Origin of the sequence: Pleomorphovibrio marinus (genome assembly GCF_003347495.1) — a bacterium.
Classification (GTDB): Bacteria; Bacteroidota; Bacteroidia; order Cytophagales; family Cyclobacteriaceae; genus Pleomorphovibrio; species Pleomorphovibrio marinus.
Genome location: NZ_QCXY01000001.1, coordinates 1353843 through 1377376 on the forward strand (window position 1 = coordinate 1353843; position 23534 = coordinate 1377376).

The 23534-nt window shown below is 43.5% G+C and carries 22 protein-coding genes; 8 read left to right on the forward strand and 14 right to left on the reverse strand.

Translation table 11 applies throughout. The annotated features are described in order from the left end of the window. The first annotated feature begins 1 nt into the window (after position 1). Positions 2–796: an inositol monophosphatase family protein gene (locus tag DB520_RS05655; RefSeq protein ID WP_114748621.1), complete on the forward strand. Its 795-nt coding sequence runs from the start codon at positions 2–4 to the stop codon at positions 794–796. 8 nt (positions 797–804) lie between these two features. Beyond that, the gene (locus DB520_RS05660; RefSeq protein ID WP_114748622.1) at positions 805–2217 is read left to right on the forward strand and encodes an L-serine ammonia-lyase; all 1413 of its coding nucleotides are present in this window, start codon (positions 805–807) and stop codon (positions 2215–2217) included. Between the two features lie 210 nt (positions 2218–2427). Here the strand turns inward: DB520_RS05660 and DB520_RS05665 are convergent, their stop codons facing one another. The 11 genes from DB520_RS05665 to DB520_RS05715 form a co-directional block, all read right to left on the reverse strand. Further along, complete coding sequence (locus DB520_RS05665) at positions 2428–3150, reverse strand: fatty acid desaturase (protein ID WP_114748623.1); 723 nt, start codon at positions 3148–3150, stop codon at positions 2428–2430. A gap of 40 nt (positions 3151–3190) precedes the next feature. Then, positions 3191–4036: a 4-hydroxy-3-methylbut-2-enyl diphosphate reductase gene (locus tag DB520_RS05670; RefSeq protein ID WP_114748624.1), complete on the reverse strand. Its 846-nt coding sequence runs from the start codon at positions 4034–4036 to the stop codon at positions 3191–3193. Between the two features lie 18 nt (positions 4037–4054). After that, positions 4055–4753: a lycopene cyclase domain-containing protein gene (locus DB520_RS05675; protein WP_114748625.1), complete on the reverse strand. Its 699-nt coding sequence runs from the start codon at positions 4751–4753 to the stop codon at positions 4055–4057. Beyond that, a complete protein-coding gene (locus DB520_RS05680; protein WP_114748626.1) occupies positions 4753–5595 on the reverse strand; it encodes a phytoene/squalene synthase family protein in 843 nt (280 codons plus the stop codon). Before DB520_RS05680 ends, DB520_RS05675 begins: the two co-directional genes overlap by 1 nt. Positions 5596–5607: 12 nt before the next feature. Then, a complete protein-coding gene (locus tag DB520_RS05685) occupies positions 5608–7101 on the reverse strand; it encodes a phytoene desaturase family protein (protein WP_114748627.1) in 1494 nt (497 codons plus the stop codon). Between the two features lies 1 nt (position 7102). Beyond that, positions 7103–7615, reverse strand: coding sequence for an RNA polymerase sigma factor (locus DB520_RS05690; protein WP_114748628.1), 513 nt, complete (start codon positions 7613–7615; stop codon positions 7103–7105). Positions 7616–7878: 263 nt separating this feature from the next. After that, on the reverse strand, positions 7879–8946 hold the full coding sequence (locus DB520_RS05695; protein ID WP_114748629.1) for a dipeptidase: 1068 nt from the start codon (positions 8944–8946) through the stop codon (positions 7879–7881). Positions 8947–8976: 30 nt separating this feature from the next. Next, positions 8977–10095 carry a D-TA family PLP-dependent enzyme gene (locus DB520_RS05700; protein WP_114748630.1) on the reverse strand — a complete coding sequence of 373 codons (1119 nt, stop codon included), beginning with the start codon at positions 10093–10095 and terminating at the stop codon, positions 8977–8979. Between the two features lie 4 nt (positions 10096–10099). Then, entirely contained in the window at positions 10100–10570 is a 471-nt protein-coding gene (locus tag DB520_RS05705; RefSeq protein ID WP_114748631.1) for a RidA family protein, read from the reverse strand. A gap of 38 nt (positions 10571–10608) precedes the next feature. Beyond that, complete coding sequence (locus tag DB520_RS05710) at positions 10609–11928, reverse strand: GntT/GntP/DsdX family permease (RefSeq protein ID WP_114748632.1); 1320 nt, start codon at positions 11926–11928, stop codon at positions 10609–10611. A gap of 137 nt (positions 11929–12065) precedes the next feature. Continuing rightward, positions 12066–14384 (reverse strand): T9SS type A sorting domain-containing protein, encoded by a 2319-nt coding sequence (locus DB520_RS05715; RefSeq protein ID WP_114748633.1) that lies wholly within the window; start codon positions 14382–14384, stop codon positions 12066–12068. Positions 14385–14592: 208 nt separating this feature from the next. Between DB520_RS05715 and DB520_RS05720 the strand changes: the two genes are divergently transcribed. The 4 genes from DB520_RS05720 to DB520_RS05735 all read left to right on the forward strand — a co-directional run bounded on the left by DB520_RS05720 (position 14593) and on the right by DB520_RS05735 (position 18988). Continuing rightward, positions 14593–15804 (forward strand): Lnb N-terminal periplasmic domain-containing protein, encoded by a 1212-nt coding sequence (locus DB520_RS05720; protein WP_317047748.1) that lies wholly within the window; start codon positions 14593–14595, stop codon positions 15802–15804. 61 nt (positions 15805–15865) lie between these two features. After that, on the forward strand, positions 15866–17908 hold the full coding sequence (uvrB, locus tag DB520_RS05725; protein ID WP_114748634.1) for an excinuclease ABC subunit UvrB: 2043 nt from the start codon (positions 15866–15868) through the stop codon (positions 17906–17908). Then, positions 17905–18339 carry a hypothetical protein gene (locus DB520_RS05730; RefSeq protein WP_114748635.1) on the forward strand — a complete coding sequence of 145 codons (435 nt, stop codon included), beginning with the start codon at positions 17905–17907 and terminating at the stop codon, positions 18337–18339. The genes uvrB and DB520_RS05730 overlap by 4 nt, the downstream gene beginning before the upstream one ends. A gap of 7 nt (positions 18340–18346) precedes the next feature. Further along, the gene (locus DB520_RS05735; protein WP_114748636.1) at positions 18347–18988 is read left to right on the forward strand and encodes an AlbA family DNA-binding domain-containing protein; all 642 of its coding nucleotides are present in this window, start codon (positions 18347–18349) and stop codon (positions 18986–18988) included. On the opposite strand, the gene DB520_RS05740 is transcribed toward DB520_RS05735, so the two are convergent. Beyond that, positions 18969–19448: a regulatory protein RecX gene (locus DB520_RS05740; RefSeq protein WP_232834859.1), complete on the reverse strand. Its 480-nt coding sequence runs from the start codon at positions 19446–19448 to the stop codon at positions 18969–18971. The two genes, DB520_RS05735 and DB520_RS05740, sit on opposite strands and share 20 nt — an antisense overlap. A gap of 99 nt (positions 19449–19547) precedes the next feature. Between DB520_RS05740 and tpiA the strand changes: the two genes are divergently transcribed. Continuing rightward, complete coding sequence (gene tpiA, locus DB520_RS05745; protein WP_114748638.1) at positions 19548–20309, forward strand: triose-phosphate isomerase; 762 nt, start codon at positions 19548–19550, stop codon at positions 20307–20309. Positions 20310–20377: 68 nt separating this feature from the next. Next, entirely contained in the window at positions 20378–21220 is an 843-nt protein-coding gene (prmA, locus tag DB520_RS05750; protein WP_114748639.1) for a 50S ribosomal protein L11 methyltransferase, read from the forward strand. Positions 21221–21308: 88 nt separating this feature from the next. Here prmA and DB520_RS26525 read toward each other — a convergent pair whose 3' ends face one another. Together DB520_RS26525 and DB520_RS05760 are read right to left on the reverse strand one after the other, a co-directional pair. After that, positions 21309–22031, reverse strand: coding sequence for a collagen-like domain-containing protein (locus DB520_RS26525; protein ID WP_157971947.1), 723 nt, complete (start codon positions 22029–22031; stop codon positions 21309–21311). A gap of 225 nt (positions 22032–22256) precedes the next feature. Beyond that, positions 22257–23300, reverse strand: coding sequence for a cellulase family glycosylhydrolase (locus DB520_RS05760; RefSeq protein ID WP_114748640.1), 1044 nt, complete (start codon positions 23298–23300; stop codon positions 22257–22259). Positions 23301–23534: the final 234 nt, after the last annotated feature.

A 23534-nucleotide genomic window follows, 5' to 3' on the forward strand; every position in this document is an offset into this window, starting at 1 on the left:
CATGGATTTAAAAGAAATTGCAAATGCTACCTGTAAGATTGCTAAAAAAGCAGGAGCTTTTATCAGGAAGGAAAAACAAGGTTTCAGCCTTGCCAATGTGGAGCTGAAAGGCTTTAATGACTTGGTATCCTATGTGGACAAAGAGGCTGAAAAAATAATCGTTTCAGAGCTCAGTACATTATTACCCCAAGCAGGGTTTATTACTGAAGAGGGAACCGAAAGTGACCCAAACCAGGAATATACTTGGATTGTGGATCCCTTGGACGGGACCACCAACTTTGTGCATGGGATTCCCATATTTGCTGTTTCTATCGCATTAGCCAAGGGCGAAAAAATCGTAGCCGGAGTGGTATATGAGGTAAACCTGGACGAGTGTTTTTATGCTTATGAGGGAGGCGGGGCTTTTTGTAATAATGACCCCATCCAGGTAAGCTTTGTACGCAATATTTCAGAAAGCCTAATTGCACATGGCTTTCCCTATGATGATGGGGGGAAAATGGGTGAATACCTTCAGTTTTTACAACACCTACTCAAAAACTCCCATGGCCTGAGAAGGCTTGGCAGTGCTGCAGTGGATCTTTGTTATGTTGCTTGCGGCAGGGCTGAGGGCTATTTTGAATATAACCTTCAGTCCTATGATGTGGCTGCTGGTGCTTTGATTGTAAAAGAGGCAGGAGGTAAGGTAAGTGACTTTAGTGGCGGAGATGACTTTATTTTCGGTGGACAAATTCTGTCTACAAATGGCAGTATCCATGAAGAACTTAGAGCGTCTCTGAATCACTATTTTACTTTATAATAGTAAGCATGGCAGGTATTTCTGTTTTTGATATGCTAAAAGTGGGTGTAGGCCCATCCAGCTCCCATACTCTGGGGCCGTGGAAAGCCTGTCAACGTTTTTTGGATGAGTTGAACCCTTCCCTTCTCCAAAGTGTAAAAAAAGTGAAAATAGTGCTTTATGGGTCCCTTTCACTTACAGGAAAAGGTCATGCCACCGATAAAGCCGTAATGTTAGGACTAAGTGGAACGGATCCAGTTACCTTGCCTATTCATGCAATCACCAAACTCATATCCAAAATTAAGGAGGAAAAGCAATTGATATTGGGGGGAAAGCACCCTATACCTTTTGATCCTTTGATCGATATTGTATTTGAGAAGGAATCGCTGGATTATCATGCAAATGGATTAAGGGTTATGGCATGGGTTGGGAATGAGGAAATAAGTGCAACCTATTATTCCATAGGTGGTGGATTCGTCCAGAAGGAGGGGGAAACAGTTGCTCCCGGCCTAGATGCTGGAATTTTTCCCTTTCCGATTGAAAGGGCTAACCAAATACTCGCATATTGTAACAAGGAGGGGAAGAAGATATCGGATATCGTGTTGATGAATGAACTGGCCATCAGAAGGCCTAAAGATTTGGGAGATGGGCTTGAAAAAATTTGGCAGGTGATGTTGGAGAGCATGTACAAAGGCTGCCATTCGGAGGGATACTTGCCGGGGGGCCTGGAGGTAAAAAGGAGGGCTTTCGACCTACATGAAAGGCTTATGCCACAAAAAACCTATGTGGATGCACCTACATGGTTAGGAGCTATTCGCAATACCAGCGTGCAGTTCAGGGAAGTCTTGAAATGGGTAAGTAGCTTCGCCTTGGCCGTGAACGAAGAAAATGCAGCTATGGGTAGGGTAGTGACAGCTCCCACCAATGGAAGTGCCGGGGTTGTTCCTGCCGTATTGATGTACTACTTGACGATAGAAAACCACCAAGCAGGAATGGAGCAAATTCGCGAATATTTGATGGTGGCATCTGAAATAGGTTCCCTTTTCAAGAAGGGAGCAACCATATCCGCAGCTATGGGAGGATGTCAAGCTGAAATTGGGGTTTCCAGTGCTATGGCCGCGGCAGGTTTGTGTGAATTGATGGGTGGTACTCCTGGACAGGTGCTTATCGCTGCGGAAATTGCAATGGAACATCACCTGGGCCTTACCTGTGACCCCATAAGAGGGCTCGTACAGGTGCCATGTATAGAGCGGAATACCATGGGGGCTATAAAGGCTATAAGTGCCGCTGAACTTGCCCTAGAGACGGATGAAAAACATACCAAGGTATCCTTGGATAATGTCATTCAGACCATGTGGGAAACCGCAAAGGATATGAACGGAAAATATAAGGAAACGAGTACCGGAGGTTTGGCATTGACCGTCAACTGGGTAGATTGCTAAAGAAGTAAGGACCAAAGTTTTTTAAGAATCTCAACCTTATCCATTGTTATCCCCAAATTTTGTGGATAAAAAAGACCCTCCGCCAAAGCAGTCTGGTTCTACTGTGGGTGAATTGACAGATATAAGGGCACCAATCTCCCCATAATTGTTCAGGATTCTATAGTCTCCATTGGCTCTAGATTACCCAAAAAGGAGACTCAGTCAATCAAATTAGATAGCTTGAGTACCTTGACTATTCTTTTCCTTAATCTTCCAAAGCCTCCACCAAGGGGTATTCGGTGCATCGTGGTGCTCGTAATGGTATCCAAAAAAATAACAGCTCAGGAAAGCCCACAAATGATTTTCATGCTGAGATCCGGAGTGGTGCTTGTTGTTATTTTCCCCTTTATGGGGTAGATAAGTCCCAAAGTAAAAGAGTTGAAGGGTCGATAGAATGGCAGGGAGCATCCAGAAAAATATAAGGTTTTCCTGGGGGAGAAAAAGCTTTAATAAGTTGAAGGTAAGAGCCATAAGAAGCACTTGCCAGAAGTTGACATAGGTAGTAATAAATGAAAAATACCAAGGAAAAAACCGCCCACTGTGGTGAAAATCTGGGTCTTTATCCGTAGCAACAAATTTATGGTGTTCATGGTGTTTAGGAAATAGTTTCCAGTAAAAGTTGTAGGAAAAGAGAATAGCAGACACCCATCCTATTCCGTGGTTCAATTTTTTATTGCTAGAGACAACGCCATGCATGGCGTCATGGGCGGTGATGAATAGCCCGGTATAAAGGTGGGTTTGGATTACAATACCAAGATAGGTCAGCGGGTTGGTCCACGAAAAATTCATGCCCAATAAAAAAACAAGACTTATCCACCAAGCCGTAATAACTGCAAGGGAAATGAGCAGACCCTTAGGGTCAATATTTTTGGATAGGGAATAAGCTTTTGTCATGATAACAGAAAACAAACTCCATTAAAAAAACATTCAAAAATCAAAAGCTGAGCAGTCTTTCCCTAACTTGCTCCATCAACCACATGGGTGTGGAGGTGGCGCCGCAAACCCCGACAGACTGATTTTCACCAAACCAGTTTGGGTTTACCTCTTCTGGATTGGAGACGAAGTAAGTCTGGGGGTTTTTCTCTTTGCAAACGTTGTACAATACTTTTCCATTGGAGGATTTTGTGCCACTCACAAAAACGATATGGTCGAACTTAGCCGCAAAATCCCTAAGCTCCTTGTCTCTATTGGATACCTGACGACATATTGTATCATTGGTATTAATGGTGATACCGTTTTCCTTGAGCACCTCGTTGATTTCGTAGAATTTATCCGTGCTTTTGGTGGTTTGACTGTATAAGGTGATTTCTTTCGGTAAGGAGGGAATATCCAACTCACTGATATCTTGAAAGACAACCGCTTTATTCTGGGTTTGGCCAAGCAATCCAATCACCTCGGCATGACCATGCTTGCCATAAATATAAATCTTTTCTTCTTTGTCAAAAGAGTTTTTAATTCTGTTTTGGAGTTTAAGTACCACGGGGCATGAAGCATCAATAAGGGTCAAGTTGTTTTTGATAGCCAGTTCATAGGTGGAAGGAGGCTCTCCATGGGCTCTGATCAGCACTTTTTCGTCCTTCAACTTCCCTAGTTCTTCATGGTCAATGATGATAAGTCCTTTGCTGGTAAGTCTTTTTACCTCCTCGTCATTGTGCACGATATCTCCGAGGCAGTACAAATTTCCTGTCTCGTCCAATATTTCTTCCGCCATTTCTATGGCATAAACTACACCGAAGCAGAAACCTGAATTGTTGTCTATATCTACACGCAGATTTAACATACCCTATAAACTTCCACTTTAGTGAATTGTTTTGCTTTCTCTGATTTTTTCATAAATGGTTTGAACCATCAGAAGCATTCCCAAATTATAAACACTATCTTCTATCGGAACTGTTCCAATTCTTATGGAAAGGTTCTCTTCATTGTTGTACCAAACAATGGACTCGTCGATCCAAGAACCTGTGAGAATGCCATTCACGAGCATGAAAGGGATTAATGTCACTAGATAGGACAGGAAGAAGCGACCAAAATATTTATTTCGAAAGAGCAATAAATGAATGGCTAAGACTACTGCGGTAAAGATAAAACTCACCCCAGTGTACCATTTATCCAGGTGTGCCACCCCAACTATAAGGCACATGCCAATAAGTAGGAATAATAGCGGTAGGGAAATAGATTTTAAAATGTCCTTTTTGACAAAATAATTTAACACCTCGTAGATGAAGATGCAGGCGAAAGGAACTATTAGGAAAAATGCCCATTCTTCAATGGGAAGGCTTAAGAAATAGATTCCCAAAATATAGCGAGGGTTAAAGCCCCAAATGCCCATTTCTGTGAACAAATGGTCCCAAACTATAAAAACCAGTGCCATGGCAAGAATTGCAGGAAACAATGCATACCACTGTTTGTGGTATTGTATCCGGTGCTCGAAAGATTGAGCAAGGGGGTAAGACACGGTGAAAAGCATCAATCCCAAATAATAGTATGGTTTGGGCATTAACCTATTCCCAGTTTAAATCCAAAATAGGTGCTTACCAAAAGTGAAAATTTTCTCGCATTGGGAATCCTTATCCTTTTTTGGGTAATGGTTTCCGGTGGTAGGCCCTTTATTTTAAAAAATAGTTTTAAATAATAGAGGTATGCTATCTTTACGCCCATCTTAGCTCCAGAAGGCAGTTGGTTGATGCCAATCAGGGCTTCGTCAAAATCTTTCTGGATGTCGGATTCAATATTTTTTTTGATTGCCAGGTTAAAATGCTTAAAGTCTACTCCCGGGAAATACACCCTTCCCCTATCTTCGTAATCACTTTTTAGATCCCTCAAGAAATTAACTTTCTGAAAAGCTGCGCCCAATTTACATGCAGGAGATTTCAGCTTCAGGTAATTTTTTTCATCACCTTCGCAAAACACTTTCAGACACATGAGGCCGACCACTTCTGCGGATCCGTAGATATACTCTTCGTAGCTTTTATCGTTGTACCTACTAACATCAAGATCCATTTCCATGCTATGAAGAAATGCACGAATGAGATCATGATCAATCCGATACCGATTTACTATCAACTGAAAAGCATGCAAAACAGGATTTAAACTGATTTGGTCTTTTATGGCCTCAAAAGTGGCCGTTTGGAAAGTTTTTAGAAGTATTTCCTTGTCATGGTCATGAAAGGTATCCACAATCTCGTCGGCATATCGGACAAAACCATAGATGGCATAGATTGGGTCGTGAAACTTTTTGTCAAGGGTTTTAATGCCTAAAGTGAAGGAGGTACTGTATCTTTGGGTAATTAGCCGGCTACAGGCAAAAGTGGTTTCATCAAAAAGCTTTTTTGGATCCATCGCACATACAATTTAATAAATTTTTTCCATACTATGTTCTTTTATCAATTCATTTGCCACCACTCTGCCAGAAATTAAGGATGGTGGAACCCCAGGGCCTGGAACGGTAAGTTGTCCTGTATAATACAAGTTGGATACTTTTTTGTTTTTGAGGCTCGGCTTTAAGATTGCCGTCTGAGTAAGGGTATTGGCCAACCCATAGGCATTCCCTTTATAGGCATGGTAATCTGCCATGAAATTGGAATGGGCATAGGATCTTTTATACACTACATGTGGTCTAATTTCCTGATTCGTCAATTCCTCCAGACGGGTCATGATGATATGGTAATATTTTTCCCTAATTTCTTCATTGTCTTTTAATCCTGGAGCAAGCGGAATGAGTAGGAATAGGTTCTCTTTGCCTTCAGGAGCCACGGAAGGATCTGTCACTGATGGAGCAGACACATAAAAGAGTGGGTTTTCAGGCCACCTAGGACGGGTATAAATGGCATCTGCATGAGGCTCCAGCGGCTGGTCAAAGAACAAATTGTGGTGGAGTAGGTTTTTTAATTTTTTATCTATACCCAAATAAAACAAAAGTGAGGAGGGCGCCATTACCCTTGAGTCCCAATAGCTGGGAGAATAATTGCTGTAGGCCTTTGGGATCAGGTTTTGATCAACATGATGATAATCTGCGCCAGCTATTACGGCATCCACAGGAATATTCTCTCCATTGGACAATAGCACGCTCTTGGCCTTGTTATCTTGGATCTCTATGCTATTTACCTCGGCGTTGTATTTAAAATGCACCCCTTTTTCTTCTGCTAAACTTACCATCCCTTCTATGATCTTATGCATTCCACCCATGGGATACCAGGTGCCCAGGGCAATATCTGCATAATTCATAAGGCTATATAAGGCTGGGATTTTTTCTGCTGTTTCTCCTAGAAAAAGCACAGGAAACTCCATTAATCGAATGATTTTTTCATGCTTGAAAAATTTCCTAACGTGGGAGGACATGGACTTAAAAAGGTCCAGCTTCAAAGCATCAAATAATAGCCTGGGTTTGGCAAATTCCATTAAAGACCGGCTCGGCATGTTGACAAATTCTTGAATGCCTACTTGGTATTTGTACTTGGCTTGTGCCAAAAACTCCTCCAATTTTTCCGCAGCACCTTTTTCAATTCCTTCAAGTAGGGATTTGAATTCATCCAGCTTAGCGGGAATGTTTAAAAACTCCCCTTCCCCATAAATAACCGCATAGGAAGGGTCCAATCGAATCAGATCATAATAGTCTGAGGTTTTCTTCCCAAAACTTTCAAAATATTGGTCAAATATATCCGGCATCCAGTACCAACTAGGTCCCATGTCAAAAACAAAACCCTCGGCGGCGAACTTTCTGGCTCTGCCTCCGGGGGTACTATTTTTCTCTAAAATTGTAACCTTATATCCTTTATCAGCAAGATGCGTTGCGGCGGAAATCCCTGCGAACCCAGCTCCAATTACCACCACATGTTTTAATGGCATACTAGTTATTAGTTTGGTACACGCTAAGCTCGTCTTTTAATAGCTTCCTTGCAATATGTATTCTGTTTTTTACAGTCCCTATGGGAATATTTAATTTTTCGGCAATTTCATGGTATTTGAACCCACGGAAGTGCATCATGAAGGGATCTTTGTAAACATCGTCTAAGCTATTAATAGCCTTGCTGATGTCCTTCATCGCAAATTCCCCATAAGCGTCATTTTCGATTACTACAGAGCCAGAGTTGATAAAGTGAAGATTGTCAGAAGTATCCACAAAGGTTCCTCTTCTTACCATACGCTGGTAATTGGTAATAAAGGTATTCTTCATGATGGTATATAACCAAGCTTTGAGGTTTGTCCCATCTGTAAACTTGTCCTTGTTAGTGAAAGCTTTCACCATGGTGTCTTGCAAGAGATCATTGGCATCGTCCATATCTCTGGTAAGCTTTAGGGCGAAGGGCTTCAGGGATTTTGTGAGTTTGTTGAGAGAGTAGCTAAATTCTAAAGTTGTCATGGTTTTGTTTTTTGTTTAATCAAATGTATATAATGTTAAACAATAAACCAACACCTTTGTCTAACTTTTTTTTATAAAATTTAAACAAAAATGGAGATCGAAAGACAATTCAACCAAAAAAGCCTCTTTAAGTAGTTTAAAGAGGCTTTTTTGAAATATATAAATAAATAATTTTTTTTGCGAAAATGTAAGGTTGTTTAATAAATAAGAAAAAAAGTTAAAATTTATTCAGGAGGCGAAAATCAGGAAAGCTACAGGAACGGTCAAGACCAAGCCTTTTTTAAAAACCGCAACCAGTTCCCATGCATGACTAGAGCAATATCTTGTTCCGAATATCCCCTTTTGGCTAGCATATCGGGGATTCTGCTCAAGTCGCTGATGGTTTCTAAGTCATAGGGGCTTTGTTCCCTTCCGTATGCACCATCCAGGTCGGATCCAATTCCGATGTGTTTTGCATTTCCAGCAATTTGACAGATATGATCCATGTGATCTACTATGACCTCCAAGTGACAGCCCATTTCCTTTGGGAGGGATTTTCCCTTAATCCATCCCGGAACCATCATCCATGCATCCAGGGCTCCACCAATCACGGCCCCCCTGTCAATCAGGGCTTTTATTTGTTCATCGCTAAATTGCCTGTTATGGTCAACTAATGCTCGGCAGTTATTATGGCTAGCCCATACATGCCCATGGAAGTGGTCAAGTGATGGCCAGAAGCATTCATCACAGAGGTGAGTGGCATCCAGAATAATATTCAGGCGTTCCATTTCACGGAGTAGTTCCTTGCCTTTTTTCCCCAATGGAGCGGAGGCATCAGTGCCATAAGCATACCTCCCCGGACCGTAGTGCGCCGGCCCAAGAGCTCTCAGCCCTCCTTCATAGGATTTTTCCAGATAGCTTACATCCACAATAGAATCGGCCCCTTCTAGAGAGAGGATATAGCCCACAGGTTTTTTTTCCTCTTTTCCCCCCTCCCACAGCTTTAAATGCTTCTCCAAGGAGGGTAAATCGGTGATGGGAGCCATTTCACCCAGGTTTTCCATTACCTTATAATAAGCCAATTGCCCTTGAGTCTGTGCCCATGCCTGAGCAGGGGAATGCCATCCGGGAAGGGAACTCCCCTTTTCTACATAGCGGGCAATTTGAGTGGCAACTACAAGCCCTATTTCTGCCTCTCTAAGGGCTGGCAATGAAACAGTTGCATTTCCCCTGTCCACTTTGTCGGTAAGTCCCCTTTCTCTTTCGTTTATTTCTTCCACGCTGAGGGTCAAGTCCCGGTTCCATTCCAAGGCATTCATGCTCAGGTCTAAATGTGCATCTATGGTAAACATATTGGTGTCTGTTTTTGAAATTGCATGGTCTCAAAAGTTGATTTTTTTATCGCGAGCAATGGTTTTCCATTCCCCGGTAATTTCTCCATCGACCATTACATGGACACTATCGTACATGGAGACGGTGGGGCAAATATGATGAGGAACCCCATATAGCACTTGGCCTATTTGATAGGCAGTGTCATCTTCTACTTTGAGCACCAGATGTTCCTCGCTTTGACTTAATGGAGTAAGACTTGAAGCATTTTGGAAATACACCCTATTTTCGATTGGATTCTCAGGTGCTATTGATTTATGTCCCAAGTCCACACATATTATTCCCTCGGCAGGCTTCGATACGACTCTGCACATTACGGCGGCAGCTGGCTCAAAATCCAGCTCCTGCAGGATTTCTTGATATCCTGCATCCCAGTAGATAAATGTGCCGGGTGCACAGATGACATTTTCCCTTTGTGCATGAATACTGAAAGTAGTGGAACCTCCAGCTATCATTTCAAGCTGATAACCTTTTTTTGTGAGCAGTTCCCATGTTTCTTGAAGTGGTTGAAAGGCGGCATCACAAGCTTTTTTCCTTTTCTCCCAGTCCACATCCCTTAGGTGGCCATCATACAGGTGAAAACCTTTAAGGAGTAGATTTGGGAGGGTTTGGCAATATTCGAAGAGCTCCAAAGCACCATCACCTGGCGAAATCCCCGTTCTGTTGGTTCCGGCATTTATATCCATATAGGTGTTTAGCTTTACGCCATTCGTAGCACCTAAGGAATTGAGTTCCCCTGCTACTTGTATATGATCTACTAGACAGGCCCAAATTACATTAGGGTGCTGTTTGATCAACTCAAGCCATCTCTTTTGTTTTGGCCCCACAGGTTGATATGCGAGAAGGATATCTTTGGCTCCGGCCTTTAGCAACATTTCAGCTTCTGCGATAGTGGCACACTTAAATTTATCGATGCCAGCCTCCATCATTAGCCTGCAGCCTTCAATGGATTTATTGGTTTTTACGTGTGGCCTTAGCCGCTTTGCATTGCCTACTTTCGCAATGGCTTTTTGAATATTACTTTTGGCCTTGCTTAAATTGACGATCAAAGCAGGGGTGTCCACCTCATCCTCATGGGTGAGTTGGTACCAGTTTAACTTAGAAGTTTCCATCCTATTAGGCTAATTCAAACAAAGCTTCGATCTCCACTGGGATGTTTCCCGGCAATGAGCCAAATCCCACGGCGCTCCTTGTGCCTATGCCCTTTTCTTTTCCCCAAATCTCTGCAAAAAGCTCACTGCAGCCATTGATAACAAAGGGGTGCTCTTCAAACTCCAAGGTGCAATTTACCATTCCCAGGACTTTTATGACCCTCTTCACCTTGTTCAGGCTACCCAGGTTGGACTGGATAGTGGAAAGCATGGTAAGCCCGACCTGCCTTGCGGCCAATTTGCCTTGTTCTTTGTCCATGTCCTTACCCACCCTTCCTTTTATCAATGAGCCGTCATCCTGAACTGGGCCATGCCCGGAGAGATAAAGGTGTTTTCCGTCAATTAAATAAGGGATATATACACCCATTGGCGCCGGCGCTGGTGGCAAAGTTAGTCCTAGGGCTTTTAATCGTGATTCTGCTGAAGTAGATTCCATAATTGTAAACTGTGGTTGATGATTAGAAAGGGACTAAGTTAAAAAATTATATGCAAAGCAAACACCCCAAGCAAACCCAAGATAGATGCGATGGTTTCTATAAGTGACCAAGAAAGGAGGGTTTGCCGTACAGAAAGGTTAAAATACTCCTTTACCAGCCAAAAACCACCGTCATTGAAATGGGAAAAGATGATGCTGCCGGCACCGATGGATAATACCATCAGGTTGGGATCTGCGGCTCCAGAGGCAACTATAGGCGCAACCATGCCGGCAGCGGTGAGGGCAGCGACTGTGGCAGAACCAATGGATACTCGAATTGCTGCCGCCATTAACCACCCCAATACCAATGGATGGATAGGCCAATCCTGAAGTGCCGTGGCCAAATCTGCGCTTATGCCACTGGCTACCAGTACTTCCTTAAATGCCCCCGATCCGGCAATTATCAAAATCACCAATGCGATTTCTTTCACAGCCTGCCCATATTCATCCATAATGCGGGCAATGGGCTTTCCCTGAAAAACCCCAAGAGAGTAAGTAGCAAAGGCCAATGAAAAGAGCATTACGGCAGATGGGTCTCCAATTAACCGTAATACTGGGTAGAAAGTATGTTGATCCTCTATATACAAAAGCAGCAAAGAGGTACTTATCAATAAAAACACCGGGAGGAGGGAGGATAAAAGGCTGTTAGCCAATGAAGGCAAAGTATGGGATGGCTTATTTTCCCCCCTAAAGGAAGCTAGTGGTTTGGACACTATGCCCTTAATCCAAGAAGTGTTGGCAATAAGGGGGCCTGAAACAATGATAATGGGTATAGAAATGATCAGCCCGTAAATTAAGGTGAGCCCCATGTTGGCATCAAATTGAACCACCAAAGCTACCGGTGCCGGATGTGGAGGCAAAAGCCCATGGGTAACGGATAATGCAGCTAACATGGGAACCCCCACAAACATGGTGGGGATTTTATACTGATAGGCTATGGTAAAAACAAGGGGTACTAGCAACACAAAACCCACGCTGAAAAATAGGGTAATGCCTACCACAAATGCCGTCAAGCCAATTGCCCAATGTATCCTCTTTTTGCCAAATAATTGCGTGAGGAAAATGGCAATACGCTGGGCTGCCCCGCTTTCTGCAACAATTTTACCCAGCATAGCACCAAGTACGATTACGATCACCAAAGAACCGAGCAGGTCACCTATGCCCTTTTGGATTGCTCCCATTATCTCCTCGAGAGGAATGCCCAGCAGGATTCCCGCAAAGAGGGAAACCACTAAAAAGGCCAGAAAAGGCTCAATCTTGGCCCAAACAATAAACAAAATCAGCAGGAGAATGCTGAGTCCAATTGCAAGGAAAGTCATGTGAATCTGGATTGCTTTTAATGTTAAAAAGTACTACATTTTTTTTTCTTTGCCTAATTAGCCTTGGCTTTGCCAAGCAGGTTCACTGGAGATATCTTGTTTTTTCCCTCTCTTGCCGCTGTTTTGCACCTTCCAAATTAAGGGAATGATTTCATCCATTTTAGTACGAACCTTCCGGCGGAACTTTCAATGAGTATGACATAAATTCCCGGAGATAAATATCTAAGTGGATCCAAATCCATCTGGTCTTTCAGTCCCTTCCAATGGAAGCTTTCCCTTCCCTTGGTGTCATTTACCCAAATCTCCAAGGCATCCTGAACATGAGGAAGAGTAATGTGCAGTTCCCCACTAATGTATGGATTGGGGTAAATCTTGACTTCATTTTTCCTGTACGGAAACCCGTTGAGTCTGTATAGAGGACTTTCACTGATCTGGCCATCCTGGGTTTCTGCCATGATTTTATAATAATGCACTGGCATCCATCGGAGAATTGTAGAGTCAACGATGTAAAATTTTCCTTCACCAAATTGGCCAGCCTCTAGGCTGTCGATAAGGGAGAAGTTCAGCCCATCCAGTGACCTGTAAATATAAAAAAATGTTCCTGTCTCTGCTTTTGTTTCCCACTCTAGATAAGCCCCCTCCTCCCCATGCGTGACCCCTCCTCTAGCCCAGACCAATGGAAGAATACTGAGTTCCCCTGTGCTGGCAAGGGTGAAGGTATTTCCTGACAGATCCGAGAAGTTGACTTGCCTTTTGCCCCATATTTCTCCCATGAGAATTTCCGCCTCCAGGTGGTAACCTTCTGCAGGGTCCCCTATGGCCGAGATCCTTAAATCCTTTATGTCCTCCAGGATCATGTCGCTGGACTGAATCCATATTTCCCCCGTGCCTCCATCCTCCTCAAAGCCTTCTATTTCGAAAAAGCTGTTGAGGTGATACAGCATTTGGGTGCCATCCGAGTCCGAGAACTGGGCCTGATGATCTACCCCCTCCCGTTGTTGGTAAGCGATGCTCAGATTGGGGGAGTCGGAAAAGGTACTTCCAAGGACTTTGATGGTTCTTGGTTCATTCAAATACTTATCGAAAAAGGGGAAACTTCCATTGGTAGGGGTTAGTAGCTCAGGAGGAAAAGCATAATGGAGCTGATGCAGGTTCTCCCATCGGCCAGCATGATAGTGGTAGGTGCCTTCCCCACCGAGGTTGATGAACAATTGGTTGTCCTGAAAATCGAGCCAGCCCTCCAACATTTCAAAATTTCCTGCCACCCTTAAGTCCTCAAAGAAGGCAATGGTGCCGAAAGAATTGGAAATGGTAAGGTCATTCCAAATTACCCCGGAGGCCCTTATCTCTTGGTTGGCGTCTCCATTTATTACAACTTGAGATGCTCCAGTATGAACATTGGTTTCGGGAGACAGAAAAAGGTCACCACTAACCTGGAGCAATTCCGGTAGGTGGAAAGTGCCTGCGCTTTCCAGGTTCAGGTCATGGTATTGGAGGATTTCTTGGGATGCGGCAATGGTGGAGGTTAGGGCGAACTGGTTGGGACCACTACCTGCATAGATCACTTCGCCCAGCAATTCCACCTGCATGGCATCCAGTTCTGGTGCCTCACCCCTCAGTTCAAGTTTGGCACCAGGCTCCAGAATAAAGGAGCTGGCGGGTCTATTTTCGGTTCTCCTTATAATTTGGTGGTGGGGTTGGCTGGCTTCTGAAATTAACCTGGCTCCTGATTTTATCACAAAGGTTCCAAAATCTTGAGCCCCAAAGCTATCATGAATGTTAAAGGAGAAGGTGGATGTGCGCAAGGTTCCATTGTTGCTTACGGTTTGCAATACAGTGCCAGATCTTATTTCGAAATAATTTGCCTTAAAGGCAGCATTTACGATTAGGGTTTCACCAGGATTAGGGTCAAAAATGACTTGAAACCTACTAAGGTTGTTTTGGGCACTCCAGGAGGTTCTATCCACCACAGTCCTCGAGGCTCCCCTAAACACGACAGAACCGGTTTCTGGATAGATCCAGTCAGCTATTGGGGAAGTACCGTTGTTGAGAAAAAACTCATCCTCATCTACTTGAAAGCTGTGCAAGGAACCATAAATATTAAGTTCAAAATTTTGCAAATTTAGCTTTTTGCCCGCACTCGCGGCTCCATAAAGATAAAGGCTTTTCACCTCTTCGTTTTTGGTAAGTCTGATCTCATTCTCCTTGAGGATAAACACGTCGTTGTTTCTGTCCGGGGGATTGGTGGGAAGTACCCAGTCATTCCCGTTCCAGGTCAGCCAGGAATCGGCTTCATGCCAATCCCCTGATTCCTTGTTACTTTTAAATGCTCCTTGGGAGATGTCGATTTGGGCAGGGCAGACAATTGGAATGATAAATAATAGAAGGGCGCTTAAAAAAGGGCCATAGTCAGGTAAATTATACCTCCTTAAAGATATGTCTGAAACAATATGCATCTAAAAATGAGAAAAGCAAACCAAAATAAGTAATCAAAAGCAATTTTAAAAGTAAATACGTCAAAAAAATATGTTTGAAATGCAATTTTTTCACAAATATTACTTTTGCCTATTGAATAGATAGTAGCCTCTCCTAAAGGGAGCAAAAAAAGATCATTTATTCTCGTAAATTTGCCAGCAACTTAGGCCTCATTTCAACTACTGGTTCATGCATTTTCCGATTCTCACTCATTTGCCATTGTACAAGGGTATTATCTGCTTGGGGTTGTCCTTGATTTTAATGCTTCCTTCCTTAGCCCAGGACAATGATGCCTACCGTATTAGCTTGATCACTTGTGACCCTGGGGATGAATTGTACTCCACCTTTGGGCACAGTGCGATTCGGGTGGTGGATGCAAATTCCGGACGGGATTTGGTTTTTAATTATGGTACATTTGATTTTAATACTCCTTTTTTTTACGTGAAATTTGTAAGGCGCACCCTAGACTACCAACTCGCCGTCACCACTTTCGAACAATTTCTTTACGAATACGAATATTTTCAAAGAAACGTAAGGGAACAGGTCCTTGACCTTTCCCCTGAACAGCAACTTCAGGTGATGGATTTCCTGAGGACTAATTACCTTCCAGAAAACCGGAAATACAGGTATGATTTTTTTTATGACAACTGCAGTACGCGAATCAGGGATATGATGGATTCCCTGTTTGGGGAAAAGTTACAGTGGAATGAACCCGAAGATCCGGAGTCTAAAACTTTCAGGGAAATGATAGATGAGTATGTTTATCCCCTACCCTGGTCCGACCTTGGCATAGATCTGGCCTTGGGGGCAGTAATTGATGTAGAGGCAAACGAATGGGAAAAGCAATTTCTTCCAGATTATTTGGAAGCAGCCTTTGACAGGGTCACTATAGTGGGGGATGGGCCTTCCAGGCCTTTAGTAAAGGAGAGAATCGTGGTTTATGATTTTCCGGAAAGAAATAGAGGAGGAATGAATTTACTGAACCCCTATTTGGTGTTTTGGGTCTTTGGATTGGTAATTGGGATACTCACCTTTAAAGGATTTAAGACCAAAAAACTATACCTTGGTGTGGATCTGGGTATTTTTACCGTACTGGGATTGTTGGGTTTGTTGATCACTTTTATGTGGTTTTTCACCGAACATAGCCAAACTAAAAATAACTGGAACATCCTTTGGGCATTCCCATTGCACTTGGTACTGGTGTATGGGCTGGCAACGGGCAAAAGCTGGGTAAGAAAGGGTTTGCTGGTTGCCTTGATCCTGGCTGATTTGGCATTGGTGTTTTGGATTTTGGGATTTCAATCTTTTCATCCCAGCATCATGCCTTTGCTGCTGGTGATCATTCTGCGCACCAATTTCCTGTATTATAACCTTTATCGCTGGAAAAGCTTTCCTCATTGATCATGAATTAAACTTTTCCCTAATGGAAGAGTGTTAGATATTACTAAACCGACTTTTGAAAATGGGCTTTTCGATAATTTCTGATTACCAACCTACCGGGGATCAACCACAGGCTATAAGTGAGCTTGTGCAAGGGATTAAGGACAGGGAACCCTCCCAGGTGCTGTTGGGGGTGACTGGTTCTGGCAAAACTTTCACCATTGCCAATGTCATTCAGGAGGTTCAAAAACCGACCTTGGTATTGAGTCATAACAAGACACTTGCAGCCCAGCTCTACGGGGAGTTCAAGCAGTTTTTTCCAGAGAACAAGGTGGAGTATTTTATTTCCTACTATGATTATTACCAACCTGAGGCCTTTATACCGAACAGTGGCACCTACATCGAAAAGGATTTGTCCATCAATGAAGAGATCGAAAAGCTTCGGCTTTCTGCTACTTCTGCCTTGCTATCTGGCAGGCAGGACGTAATTGTGGTAGCTTCCGTTTCCTGCATCTATGGTATTGGTAACCCGGAGGAGTTTGGAAAGAACGTAGTGAGGCTGCAGGAGGGGGACAGGGTTCCTAGGAATCAGTTTTTGTTCAAGTTGGTGGAGATTCTTTACAGCAGGACCACAGGTGAATTTAGCCGAGGTACCTTTAGGGTAAAGGGGGACACTGTGGATATTTTTGTTGCTTATGGCGACTTTGCTTATAGGGTTTTCTTTTGGGGAGATGAGATCGAGGCAATACAGCGTATAGATCCCCAGACTGGAAAGAAGATTTGTGACGAACGTATGGTTTCGATATTCCCTGCTAATTTGTTTGTCACTGGAAGGGATGTGATAGACGTGGCTATCAGAGAAATTCAGGACGACCTGATGGCCCAGGTAGGCTTTTTTGAAAGGGACATGAAGGTGATGGAAGCAAAACGCCTCAAGGAAAGGACGGAGTTTGACCTGGAGATGATCCGTGAATTGGGTTATTGTTCTGGAGTGGAGAATTACAGCAGGTATTTTGACAGGAGGCAACCGGGCACTCGCCCTTTCTGTCTGTTGGATTATTTCCCGGAAGACTATTTGATGGTGATAGACGAGAGTCACGTAACCGTTCCCCAAATCAGGGCCATGTGGGGAGGGGACAGGTCCAGAAAGGTGAACTTGGTGGACTATGGGTTTCGTCTGCCCTCTGCATTGGACAACCGGCCTTTGAAGTTTGACGAATTTGAGGACTTGACCCCTCAGGTAATTTACGTCAGTGCCACCCCTGCTGATTATGAGCTAAATAAGTCCGGGGGTGTTGTGGTGGAGCAGATCATTCGTCCTACCGGCCTATTGGATCCGAATATAGAAGTAAGACCCAGCGGCAAGCAAATAGATGATCTGCTAGAAGAAATCGACCAAACCATTAAGCATGGCTTTAGGGTTTTGGTAACCACATTGACTAAGAGGATGGCGGAGGAATTAAATAAGTTCCTGGAAAGGGCAGGAGTGAAGTCCAGATATATACACTCGGAGGTGAAACCTTTGGACAGGGTAGAAATTTTGCGAGAGCTGAGGTTGGGGGTGTTTGATGTGCTGGTAGGTGTAAACCTGCTTAGGGAAGGGTTGGATCTACCAGAAGTGGCCTTGGTGGCCATACTGGATGCGGACAAGGAAGGATTTCTGAGAAACGAAAGGAGCTTGGTGCAGACCATTGGCAGGGCCGCCAGGAATGAGCATGGCAGGGTGATTATGTATGCGGATAAGGTCACCCAATCCATGCAGATGGCCATGGACGAAACTAACCGAAGGAGAAGCAGGCAAAAAGCCTATAATGAGGAACATGGCATTACGCCAAAGACCATTATGAAATCTAGGGAAAGGATTCTAGGTTCCACCAAAGTTGCCGATAGTAAAAAGAATGCCAAAATCTATTCAGAGGATTTTAACGCTGAGTCCAACGTGGCTGCGGATCCGGTGGTTCAGTACCTTAGTAAGGACAAATTGGAGAAATTGATCCAACAGACACAGAGAAGGATGGAACAAGCTGCCAAGGAACTTAACTTTATGGAAGCGGCACGGCTTAGAGATGAATGGCAGGGATTGAAAAACAGGCTGGCAGAACTTAACCAAACTTTAGGAGCATGAGGGTACCATTCGTGATTTTAATCGTACTTGCAGGCTTTTTAAATGGAAAATGCCTTGCTCAGCAAGCTGAGTCTAGTGTTTTAGTTTCCGGGGCCCTCGATCTGGTAAAGTCGGATGTACCCGGAGTGATTAGGAGGTATCAAATAGGTACAGAGGTAAATTATTTTTATCTTTATAATCTTTCCTTTTCCGGTGGATATGAATTTAATTATGCCAGACCCAACCAAGTTAGCTTGGGGGTCCGGTTTTACCCTTGGGAACCCTTATTTGTAAGGGTTAGGGGATTAATTGGAAGTGAGTCAGACTTCTCATTAGGGGCAGGATATACCCATAATTTGACCTATAGGCTCAGGTTGGAGGGCATGGTGGATTACTATGCCATCACAAGGGTAATAGGTCTGAGAGCAGGCATAGCAATATTGATAAACTAATAAAGCGATGGATCTCCGGCAGGTAGAAAGGCTTGCCCAGCAAGGGGAGGGTCTTACCATAGAATTCAAGAAAAAAGCGGCGCACCCAGAAAAAATCGTCAGGGAAATTATTGCATTGGCCAATACAAAAGGGGGCTACCTGTTGTTGGGAGTGGATGATGACGGTACAGTAAGTGGGCACAAATATATTGAAGAGGAGATCTATGCCCTGGACAAAGCCATACAAGAAATGATTTCCCCTCCCATCCAAGTGATTACTTTTAAGTTAGAAGTAAGTCAGAAAAAGGGGGTAGCCATCTACGAGGTGCCAAGGAGTAAAGACAGGCCACACTATTTATGGGAAAACAACAGGAAAAAAGCCTTTATTCGGGTAGAGGATAAGAGCATACAGGCAAGCCGGGAAATGTGGCAGATCCTAAAACGGCAACAATGGAATTCGGATATAGTATTCAAATATGGCCGAAAGGAGGAAATACTAGTTAAGGCCCTAGAACAAAAGCAATCCATTACCCTTCAAGAATACATGAAACTGGCAAAAATCCCAGTCTATATGGCTTCAAAAACCCTGGTCAAATTGGTGCTGGCAAATGTTCTGGAAGTGATCCCTAAGGAGTATGGAGATGTTTTTGTCATGAAGTCTCCTCATTGACCTGATCCATGGCTTCTTTGATCAGATCCTGCTCAAATCCCCTGAACATAAGAAACCGTTGTACTTTCGCCTTTTTTTTCAGGGGGTTGGTTTCCTTGGTTAGTCGCCACTTTCTTTCGGTCAGGTAAATCAGGGTTTCCCAATACTCCTCCTCATTTATTTCGTTTAATGCGGATTTGATGTAGATTTCAGGGATTTCCCTGAGCTTAAGCTCTTGTCTTATTCGAACTTTACCCCATTTTTTTATACTAAATTTACCCCTTACAAAAGCTGATGCAAACCTGTTTTCATTAAGAAAACCTTCAAGCGCAAGGCGTTGGAGAAGGAGATCCACCTTTTCTTCCGGATATCCATATTCCTCCAATTTAGTTTTTATTTCCGATTTGCACCTCTCTTGATAGGCACAGTATGCAGCTATTTTTTCTTCAGCTTTTAGGGGTGAAATTTTCTTTTTCGGCATATGCCCGAGGTTTCTTTTTTCTAAAAGTGACATTTTGCGTAATTTAGGCCTCTTGAGCAGAAACCTTCTGTAAATATATAAAACCTTAAAGAATTTATCATGAGAAAAAAAATAGTGGCGGGTAATTGGAAAATGAATGGAACCCTTGAAGAGGGGCAGAAGCTCACTTCGGAAATCGTAAACATGGTAAAGGACGAAGTAAAGGGTGAGGTGATCATTGTCCTTAATCCTCCTTATGTGCATCTTCAATCTGTGAAGAAACTCATAGGTGATGCGGGAAATATTTTCCTGGGAGCACAAAATTGTTCCGACAAATCCGCTGGGGCATATACCGGCGAGGTTTCTGCCTCCATGTTGGCCTCTATCGGGGCTTCCTATGTAATCATCGGGCACAGCGAAAGAAGAGAGTATTTCAAGGAGGCCAATGAGGAGTTGACAGGAAAGGTAAAGCAGGCATTGGGTAACAGGCTTTTGCCGATTTTTTGCTGCGGAGAACCCCTTGAGATTAGGGAAAAAGGCAATCATGTGGAGTACGTGACCCAACAGCTAACCGAAAGCCTGTTTGGTTTTTCGGAGGGTGAAATGAAAAAAATTGTCATTGCCTACGAACCTATTTGGGCTATTGGCACAGGTAAAACGGCAAGTTCAGAGCAAGCTCAAGAAATGCACGCTGCCATACGGAAACACCTTGCCGGAAAATTTGGAAAAGCCTTGGCTTCAGAGATTTCCATCCTGTATGGAGGAAGTTGCAAGCCGGATAACGCGGAAGAAATTTTTTCCAAACCCGACGTGGATGGAGGCTTGATAGGCGGTGCCTCCCTGAAAAGTAGGGATTTCGTGGATATTATCAAGTCATTTTAAATTACCCATTCTAAACCCCAACTACGCTTCCCTCCAGCAGCGTGGTTGGGGTTTTTCAACTCTCCATAATGGATTATCTGGTTTTTAGAATTACCTGTGCACCACCCTTTGACGAAATATTGATTGCTGAACTGGCCGCTGTTGGTTTCGAGTCATTTATGGAAACGGATAATGGTATAGAAGCTTATGTGGGCGAACCGCATTTCGACAAGGAGGCCTGCGAGGAGGTATTCCAAAAATATTCGGATGCAGACATAATGTATGTCCAGGATGTTGTTCACAAAGTGAACTGGAATGAGGAATGGGAGAAAAATTACGATCCTATATTGATAGGCCAGGACGTGTATGTCAGGGCTTCCTTTCATGCTCCAAAAGATGATGTAAGGTATCAAATAGTGATCAACCCTAAAATGTCCTTTGGTACAGGTCATCATGCAACTACTTACCTGATGATGCGTTTGCTTTTGGAGCAGGATTTATCAGGCAAAAAAGTGTTGGATGTAGGGTCAGGAACAGGTATTCTGGCCATCCTTGTTGCTAAAATGGGGGCCAACTTCATACAGGCCTTCGATATTGATGAATGGTGTGTGGAAAACGGAAACGAAAATTTCGCTATCAATGACCTGCTTCTGAAAATGGAGAAAGGTACCATCCTTGATGTTGGTCCCAAAGGTCCATTCGATGTAATATTGGCAAATATCAATATGAATGTCCTAATGGAGGAAATGAGTCACTATGTTGGAATATTGAATCCTGGTGGAAAGTTGATTATCAGTGGGTTTTACCGGGAGAATACTTCCGGCCTGGTCCATTTGGCAGAAAAGTTAGGGTTAGCAAAAGAAAAGGAGGCCGAAAGGGAGCAATGGGTTGTTATCCAATTTCAAAAACCTATGCAGGTCATTAAGGCTTAACACCTACACCTACCAATAAAAGAACCGATCCTTTTTGTGCCATCAAAAAGGATCGGAATGAGTTTTCCAAGGAAGATGTGTTTGTAAATTACAAGTTAAAGTACTTTACAACCTCCTGATAATTGTCAAAATCAATGTCCGGCAACTTGGTTCTGGAGTTCGGGGAATTGGCTATTGGGATGGTAACTACCCTCACTTCCCCATAATTTTCACCCGGTCCTTCAAACCTATCTATTCTCACACTTATGTTGTTCGAAACCCTCAACCACCAAACTCTATAGGTGCTGTTTGCCGCATTGCCTTTTCCTGGTATGGGATAGATGAGGCCAAAATCCGTATTTACTAAATAAACGAATATCATCAAATTATCAATTTGGGGTCCTAGGCCAGGTAGAGTAATGAACATATTTGCTGAATTGATGAAATTATGCCCCCCAATTACAAATAATGTGGCTTCGGCACCTGGAGGCCCTTGTTCACCCGGAGTTCCTTGTTCCCCCGGAGGTCCTTGCTCCCCAGGGGTTCCTGGTTCCCCAGGAGGTCCCTGCTCCCCGGGGGTTCCTGGTTCCCCAGGAGGTCCCTGCTCCCCGGGGGGGCCTTGTTCTCCGGGCCTACCGGGGTTTCCCGTTTCACCTTGTGGTCCCTGCTCCCCTTGTTCCCCTTGAGGCCCCTCTGGTCCCTGTTCCCCGGGAGGCCCTTGTTCACCCTGAGGGCCACGCTCTCCTTGTGGGCCTTCTGGTCCTTGAAATATTTCACATGAAACTACTAGAAAGAGTAGTGAAAGCAGAAATAGAGGTAAATGCTTTCCCATAATTGAAAGGATTATCGTGTAAACAACATAAATACAACCCCTAATCCATCTTTAGGGTAACAATAAATCACAAATTTATGCTAGTAAAAAACATAATTTAAATCTATAATAATTAATTGAAATAAAAAACTTTTCAAAAAAAATTTGTAAGGCATTGTTAATGAGTGGATAGGAAAAAATCAATGGGTAAAAAAAATTTTTCCCCATCCAACTAAATATTGGTTCTTATTGGTTCCGGATATTTCGCACATATTCAAACCACCACCGGATGCCGGGATCCTCTGCTGAACCATCACCTGCTAAATCATATCGGTTGGTCCCTCCCACTGTACCTACCTTGCCCCCTTGACACCATGGGTTGGAGTGGAAAAACACAGACAATCCAGGGATTTCAGCAGCCTCATCCACATCGATGAAATGGACGGCCTGTCCCTCGGGGGGATAGACTCCCGGGGGCATAAATTTTCCTGTCCATCCCCCAAACATTTCCACATTTACAATGGGCTTATCAGGTACCCCGTTGGCCTTAAAGTAATCATAGTGCCATTTACTGTGCTGCCCATTCTCCACATCATCATCGAAGGTGTCAAAGAGCAGCACTTCAACGTGTTCCGATTTGCCGATCTGTACATTGCTGTCATCGTGATATCCGCCTGCTCCCACGATAAGGTCCTGTGCGTTGGATTTTGCTAATCTGCATAGGTCAATCATATTTTGGGGGTCGTTGAAATCATAGAACTCGCATTTCTTATAATAGGAGGAATTGTGCTCGTTGGCAATGTTCAGGATCACATTTGGGTTTCCATTTAGTTTTTTTGCCACTGTTTTGACAGCATTTTCTACCCCTTTTGCATTTTTGATTTGTAAGTCCCCTGACATATTGGCCATCACCCTTTGGTAAAAAATACCAATAATGGCAACCATATTCCTTTCTTCACAGGCGGCCACTATTTCTTCTACTCTTGTCCAGTGAGAGTCATCTACTTTTTTTCCGTTTTTCCTGAATGGCTCACTATAGGCCCCTGAGGAGCCCTGTAAGAATAAGGTTACGGTATTTACCCCATGCGCCTTGTAGTCATCCAGCTGGTCGATAAGGTGCTCCGTCAGTTCATCCGACTGTGAGGCACTTGCCACCCTGATCCCCCACATGTCAAAGGGCTGCTGGTTTAACTTGAACCTTTCCCCCTCAATGGCCAATTGGGCAAAAGCCGGGGGAGCAATGGAGGATAAGATTATACCTAAAAGGAAGATTACTTTAATACTATGCATGTCATTTTGGGTAAGGTGAAGAATTTATTGCTAATTCTAACTTGAAGGGGCTTAGCGATTTATCAAAGCAGCGTAGTTGATGTCAGTCCCTAATTCGAAATCCTTATCTTTTTCTATTGGCAAGGAAGTATTCAAGGCCATGTAGCACCATACCATCCACGCCTTGTTTTAATAAATTTCAGGCCTGTCTCCGAAAGGGAAACAGGCCCGGGATGCTATTGAAATATTTGGTGT